The sequence below is a fragment of the Propionibacterium sp. genome (assembly GCF_047719395.1).
Lineage (GTDB): Bacteria > Actinomycetota > Actinomycetes > Propionibacteriales > Propionibacteriaceae > Propionibacterium.
Genome location: NZ_JBDNTB010000088.1, coordinates 1 through 6,005 on the forward strand (window position 1 = coordinate 1; position 6,005 = coordinate 6,005).

A 6,005-nucleotide genomic window follows, 5' to 3' on the forward strand; every position below is an offset into this window, starting at 1 on the left:
CGCCGCGGCGTCGCGCCCGCCGCGCGGGGCGGGGCGCCCCCCCCCCCGCGCCGGCGGCGCGGCGGCGGGCGCCCCCGCGCGCCCCCCCCCCGCCGCCCGCCCCCCCCCCCCTCGTGTCATGTCCGCTGTTGTTGCCCAGTTCTCATGAACACCGGGATTCGGCGCTCGGCTCACTCAGCCGGTGCGGGTCGCGGTCCCGCCCGCTTCAACCGATCGCATCATCGTCTCGAAGTCGGCGTCGAGTGTGTACAGCTCTGCGCTGGTGGACCCGTTCGAGGGGGCTGCCACCTCACCTGCGGTGGATGCCTCGGTGCTGGCGGGCAGGTCCTCGGCATCCGGCACCCTCGGTTTGGCGGAGGGGCGGGTGGCTGGGTGGAACAACGCGAGAAAGCTCTGCGCAGCCAGCCGGCACCTGGACGCGAGGGCATCGTCGGCCCAGTCATCGGTGGAGGCGAACACGCTGACCGGTGCGATGAGGGCGTGCACGTAATGGAACAAGGGCACCATCGCGCGGTCGAGCACCAGGCTGTGCCGGGGGCTGCCACCGGTGGCACCGAGCAGCACCGGCTTGCCTCGCAGGATGCCCTCGTCCAGAACCTCCAGGAGCAGCGAGAAGACCGCGGCAGGCTGGGCGTTGTAGACCGGAGCCACCGCGATCACGCCGTCGGCCTGCTCGATGGCAGAGGACAGCCGGGTGAGTGAGGGAGCCGGCACATGGCTCAGCTCGGTATTGAGCAGATCGTGGGCGATGTCTCGCAGCTCGACGACCTGGATGTCCTCGGTGAGGATGCCGTGCGGATCAGCCTCGCGCAATGCGGCGATGAGCCGGTCGGTGAGCATTCGGCTGGCAGAGGGTGAGCCGAGCCCAGAGGTGATGGCGATGATCGACATCGAATGACTCCTTGCAGGACAGATGTTGTGATGGTGGTGCGTGGTGGCATGGGGCTGAGCAGTGGAGGAATGAGGGGCCGGAAACCGACTGATCCCAGGATTCGTGCCGAGCAGTGCCTGCGCCCCTTGTTTCCATGATCCCGGCGCGGGCAAACCCCTGTACGAGAACCGATCAGGACCGGAGGATCAGGCAGTGCGGCCGGTCACGGTGTCCTGGAGGGCGGCAGGGGAGGCCTCGGCGTGCTTCTCGTCGCCGGCACGGGCAGCGACCAGCGAAGCGTGCGTCGGAGCATCGGGTACATCGTCCGGCCGGCCCTCGGCGAAACCGGCCCGCATCTGCGGCAGGATCTCGCCCAGCAGGTCGAGCTGCTCCAGGACGGTCTTCAGCGGGAGACCCGCATGGTCGATGAGGAAGAGCTGTCGCTGGTAGTCCCCCACCGATTCCCGGAAGCTCAGGGTGCGCTCGAGCACCTGCTGGGGCGAGCCCACCGTCAGGGGGGTCTCGGCGCTGAACTCCTCCAATGAGGGGCCGTGGCCGTAGACGGGCGCATTGTCGAAATAGGGCCGGAACTCGCGCACTGCGTCCTGGGAGTTGCGGCGCATGAAGAACTGCCCACCGAGGCCGACGATCGCCTGGGATGCCTTGCCATGGCCGTAGTGCTCATAGCGGCGCCGGTAGAGGTTCACCAGTGAGGTGGTGTGCGACATCGGCCAGAAGATGTTGTTGTGGAAGAAGCCGTCGCCGTAATAGGCGGCCTGTTCGGCGATCTCGGGGGAGCGGATCGAGCCGTGCCACACGAACGGCGGTACACCCTCCAGGGGACGCGGTACCGAGGTGAAGCCCTGCAGGGGCGTGCGGAAGCGTCCCTTCCAGTCCACCGAATCCTCCCGCCACAACCGATGCAGCAGGGAGTAGTTCTCCAGCGCCAGCTCGATGCCCTGGCGGATGTCCTTGCCGAACCAGGGATAGACCGGGCCGGTGTTGCCGCGGCCCAGCATCAGGTCGACGCGGCCCTCCGACAGATGCTGCAGCATTGCGAAGTCCTCGGCGATCTTCACCGGGTCGTTCGTGGTGATCAGGGTGGTGGCGGTGGACAGGATGAGCCGCTTCGTCTGGGCCGCGATGTGGGCCAGCGTGGTGGTCGGCGAGGAGGAGAAGAAGGGCGGATTGTGGTGCTCACCGATCGCGAAGACATCAAGGCCGATGTCTTCGGCCTTGCGGGCGATCTGCAGCCAGGCATGGATGCGCTCGTGCTCGGTGGGAATCTGCCCGTTCGTCGGATCCTGGGTGATGTCCGAGACGGAGAAGAGACCAATTTGTACAGGAACCCGCGCCGGCGCGGAAGCCTGTAGGGGAACCCGCTCAGCAGTGGGCCGGGCGCGGGGCGATTCACCAGAGTGGTTGATCATGCAACTATCAACCATTCTCGGCTGTCTTCTATTCCTGCCTCGCGTGTTCCTGGGCCGGGGCTGATTCTCGCCCGTGCACTTCCGGCGAGCTCCGGACTGTAGACTGCGAGAGTTGTCCCGCCGCGAAAGACCATCACGCGGGTGGCCACCGACAGAGAGTTCAGATGTGATTTCGGCCTTTTTCAATGCCTTCCGGGCTCCGGATCTGCGGAAGAAGATCGGGTTCACCCTCTTCATCCTGGTGATCTTCAGGCTCGGTTCCACCATCCCGGCGCCGAATGTGAACATCTCAGCCATCCGGCAGTGCGCGGCCGATGCCCAGACCGGTGATGCCGCCGGGCTGTACTCGATGATCAATCTGTTCAGCGGCGGGGCGCTGCTGCACCTGGCCATCTTCGCGCTCGGCATCATGCCGTACATCACCGCGTCGATCATCCTGCAGCTGCTCACCGTGGTCATTCCGCGCCTGGAGGCCCTCAAGAAAGAGGGTTCGACAGGCCAGGAGACCATCACCAAGTACACGCGATGGCTCACCATCGTGCTCGCCGTGCTGCAGGCCACCAGCTTCACCATGCTGGCGGTTTCCGGGCAGCTCTACCGCTCGTGCTCCCAGTCGGTGGTCTACAGCACCGGGGTGTTCTCGATCATCGTGATGATCCTCACCATGACCGCGGGCACCTCGCTGATCATGTGGCTCGGCGAGCTCATCACCGAACGTGGCGTGGGCAATGGCATGTCCATCCTGATCTTCACCCAGATCGCCGCCCGTTTCCCCGCCTCGATCTGGGGCATCCGCACGGCTCACCCCGGCAACCAGGGCTGGCTGCTGCTGGTGATCGTGGTCGCCATCGGGCTGCTCGTGATGGCGGGCGTGGTCTACGTCGAGTCGGCTCAGCGGCGCATCCCGGTGCAGTACGCCAAACGGATGGTCGGCAATCGCCTGCTCGGCGGATCGACCACTTACATCCCGTTGAAGGTGAATCAGGCAGGCGTCATCCCTGTCATCTTCGCGGCCTCGATTCTCTACCTGCCGGTGTTGTACACGATCTTCCATCCGGACGGTGCCGCCGCGACGTGGATCGGCAGGAATCTGGCGGGCAACGGCAGCTCGTGGGAATACAACCTGATCTACGCGGTGCTGATCATCTTCTTCACCTACTTCTATGTGTCGATCACCTTCGACCCGGTGGAGATCAGCGACAACATGAAGAAGTACGGCGGCTTCATTCCCGGAATTCGCGCAGGTAAACCCACCGAGAACTACCTTGCCTATGTGCTCAGCCGGCTGACCGCTCCCGGTTCGCTGTATCTGGCCTTCATCTCGTTGTTGCCGACGATCGCCATCGTTCTGCTCGGGGCCGATCAGAACTTCCCCTTCGGCGGCACCAGCCTCCTCATCATGGTCGGCGTCGGTCTCGACACCGTCAAACAGATCGAATCCCAGCTCCATCAACGCAACTACGAAGGGTTCCTACAGTGAGATTGCTCATCATGGGTGCTCCGGGCGCGGGCAAGGGAACGCAGGCGGTGGGCATTGCTGCCCACTACGGCGTCCCGGCCATCTCGACCGGAGACATCTTCCGCTCCAATGTGAAGAACGGCACACCACTGGGCAAGCAGGTGGACGCCATCATGAAGGCCGGAAACTACGTCCCCGACGAGTTGACCGAGCAGATCGTCGCCGATCGTCTCGACCATCCGGACGCCGGGGCAGGCTTCCTGCTGGACGGCTTCCCGCGCACCATGCACCAGGTGGATGCCCTGGACGACTACCTCGACAAGCACGGCAAGGCGCTGGATGCGGTGATCTGCCTCGACGTGGAGCCGGAGGACCTCATCGCCCGGCTGATCAAGCGCGCCGAGATCGAGAAGCGCCCCGACGACAACGAGGAGACCATCCGGCACCGGATGGATGTCTATCTCGAGAGCACCAGGCCGCTGCTCGACGCCTATGAGGGCCGTGGCCTGCTGGTCAAGGTCGATGGAAATGGATCGGTCGAAGAGGTCAGCACCAGGATCGCTGCTGCCGTGGATTCGGCCGTGGGGCATTGAGCGGCTTGCGCCGCGAGCGGATCGAGGTCAAGAGCACCGACCAGCTCGAGGCCATGCGGGTGGCCGGGCTCGTGGTGGCCGAAGGGCTCGCCGCGATGCGCGAGGCCGCAAAGCCCGGTGCCACGACCGCCGACATCGACAGGGTCGGCCGCGAGGTACTGGCCTCGCACAATGCCACCAGCAACTTCCTGGGCTATGGCGCCGACTACGGCCTGCCGCCCTATCCCGGTGTGGCATGCGTATCGGTCAATGAGGTCGTCGTGCACGGTATCCCGGGTCCCCGGGTGCTGCAGGAGGGCGACATCGTCTCGGTGGACTATGGCGGCATCGTCAATGGTTGGCACGGAGACTCCGCCAGCACCTTCGAGGTGGGCGAGGTGGACTCCGATTCCCATCTGCTCGTCGAAGTGACCCGCGAGTCGATGTGGGCCGGTATTGCGAAAGCCCTGCCGGGCAATCGGGTGGGCGACATCTCGCATGCGGTGGAGGTCTCCATCCAGTCCCACGGACGGACCTTCGGCATCCTGCGCGAGTACACCGGCCACGGCATCGGCACGGCCATGCACCAGCCTCCGGACGTACCCAACTACGGGCGCCCCCACCGCGGGCCGAAGATCGTGCCCGGCATGTGCCTGTGCATCGAGCCCATGGTCACCCTGGGCAGTGATGACATCGCCGAGCTCGACGACGAATGGACCGTCGTCACGATCGATTCCTCCCGTGCGGCGCACTGGGAGAACCAGGTGGCGATCATGCCCAATGGGCTGTGGGTACTCACCGAACCCGATGGTGGACGCGCGAAGCTCGCAGAGCTGGGCGTGCCCTACGGCGGACCGGACTGACCGCTGACCCCACACGGGAGGAGATCTGCCGGGAGAAGCAGTGGCGTGCCCACCTCGTGGAGATCGGTGCGATCGAGAGTGCGGTGACATGCTGCGTCCTGCGTCGGCGAAGTTGAGCGATGGACAGCGCGGCGCATCCGGGTTTCCCGCAAGGAGCAGGCCGGCAGAGTTGGATGTGCCGTGTCGAGTGCGTCAATCAACGCAAGCGCCTGCGTGGCGACTTGCCTGCTGAACTGCGTGGCGGCACATGGCGAGCGTGCCGGCATTCCCCGGTGGATGCATCGCCGCCTCACCATAAGCTGGATCCATGAGCGGTCTGCCGATCGAGTCGAGCTACTCCCGTGAACCGTCCCGTCCGATCAGCGATGCGGAGCGGGACGAGTTCACCACGAGGCTCAACAGCGCCTACGAGCGAGGCGACATTCCAGTGGAGACCTACCAGCAGACCATGGACAGCCTCTACGCGGCGCGCACAGTGGGGGAGCTGGTGCCATTGACGGCGGTGCTCCCGGCGCGCTATCGCACCACCGATCCGGCGGGCAGCGGGTCGGAGGTGGAACTCAAACCCGGCGAGGTGAATGTCCCGGTCACCCGCCCCGACACCCATTCGAAGCTGGTGCGTCTCGTACTCGGTTCGGCGGCGGCAATCGTGGTGATCGTCATCCTGCTGGTGATCTTCGGCGTCATCTTCTGAGCCGATGGCGCGAGTTCTCCGGGCCGGGGGGGGGGGCCGGCCGCCGCGGGGGGGGGGGGGGGGGGGGGGGGGGGGGGGCCCCGCCGCGCGGGCCGCGGGGGGGGGGGGGGGGGGGG

At 65.9% G+C, this 6,005-nt stretch carries 6 protein-coding genes; 4 read left to right on the forward strand and 2 right to left on the reverse strand.

From position 1 onward, the window contains the following. Nucleotides 1–174: 174 nt before the first annotated feature. Nucleotides 175–891, reverse strand: coding sequence for an NAD(P)H-dependent oxidoreductase (locus ABF648_RS11620; protein WP_415632408.1), 717 nt, complete (start codon nucleotides 889–891; stop codon nucleotides 175–177). A 186-nt stretch (nucleotides 892–1,077) separates the two neighbouring features. Further along, nucleotides 1,078–2,301 (reverse strand): LLM class flavin-dependent oxidoreductase, encoded by a 1,224-nt coding sequence (locus ABF648_RS11625; RefSeq protein ID WP_415632409.1) that lies wholly within the window; start codon nucleotides 2,299–2,301, stop codon nucleotides 1,078–1,080. Nucleotides 2,302–2,467: 166 nt separating this feature from the next. On the opposite strand from ABF648_RS11625, the gene secY reads away from it, so the two are divergent. The 4 genes from secY to ABF648_RS11645 all read left to right on the forward strand — a co-directional run bounded on the left by secY (nucleotide 2,468) and on the right by ABF648_RS11645 (nucleotide 5,889). Then, nucleotides 2,468–3,781, forward strand: a complete 1,314-nt coding sequence (gene secY / locus ABF648_RS11630) for a preprotein translocase subunit SecY (protein WP_415632410.1) — start codon at nucleotides 2,468–2,470, stop codon at nucleotides 3,779–3,781. Further along, the gene (locus ABF648_RS11635; RefSeq protein ID WP_415632411.1) at nucleotides 3,778–4,353 is read left to right on the forward strand and encodes an adenylate kinase; all 576 of its coding nucleotides are present in this window, start codon (nucleotides 3,778–3,780) and stop codon (nucleotides 4,351–4,353) included. The genes secY and ABF648_RS11635 overlap by 4 nt, the downstream gene beginning before the upstream one ends. Next, nucleotides 4,350–5,195, forward strand: a complete 846-nt coding sequence (map, locus tag ABF648_RS11640) for a type I methionyl aminopeptidase (RefSeq protein WP_415632412.1) — start codon at nucleotides 4,350–4,352, stop codon at nucleotides 5,193–5,195. Before ABF648_RS11635 ends, map begins: the two co-directional genes overlap by 4 nt. Before the next feature lie 307 nt (nucleotides 5,196–5,502). Continuing rightward, a complete protein-coding gene (locus ABF648_RS11645) occupies nucleotides 5,503–5,889 on the forward strand; it encodes a DUF1707 SHOCT-like domain-containing protein (RefSeq protein ID WP_415632413.1) in 387 nt (128 codons plus the stop codon). Nucleotides 5,890–6,005 lie beyond the last annotated feature (116 nt).

Excerpts from the sequence above, each read along its gene's own strand:
- ABF648_RS11625 (WP_415632409.1), bottom strand. The coding sequence starts at position 2,301 with ATGATCAACCACTCTGGTGAATCGCCCCGCGCCCGGCCCACTGCTGAG.
- ABF648_RS11620 (WP_415632408.1), bottom strand. The coding sequence starts at position 891 with ATGTCGATCATCGCCATCACCTCTGGGCTCGGCTCACCCTCTGCCAGC.
- ABF648_RS11645 (WP_415632413.1), top strand. The coding sequence starts at position 5,503 with ATGAGCGGTCTGCCGATCGAGTCGAGCTACTCCCGTGAACCGTCCCGT.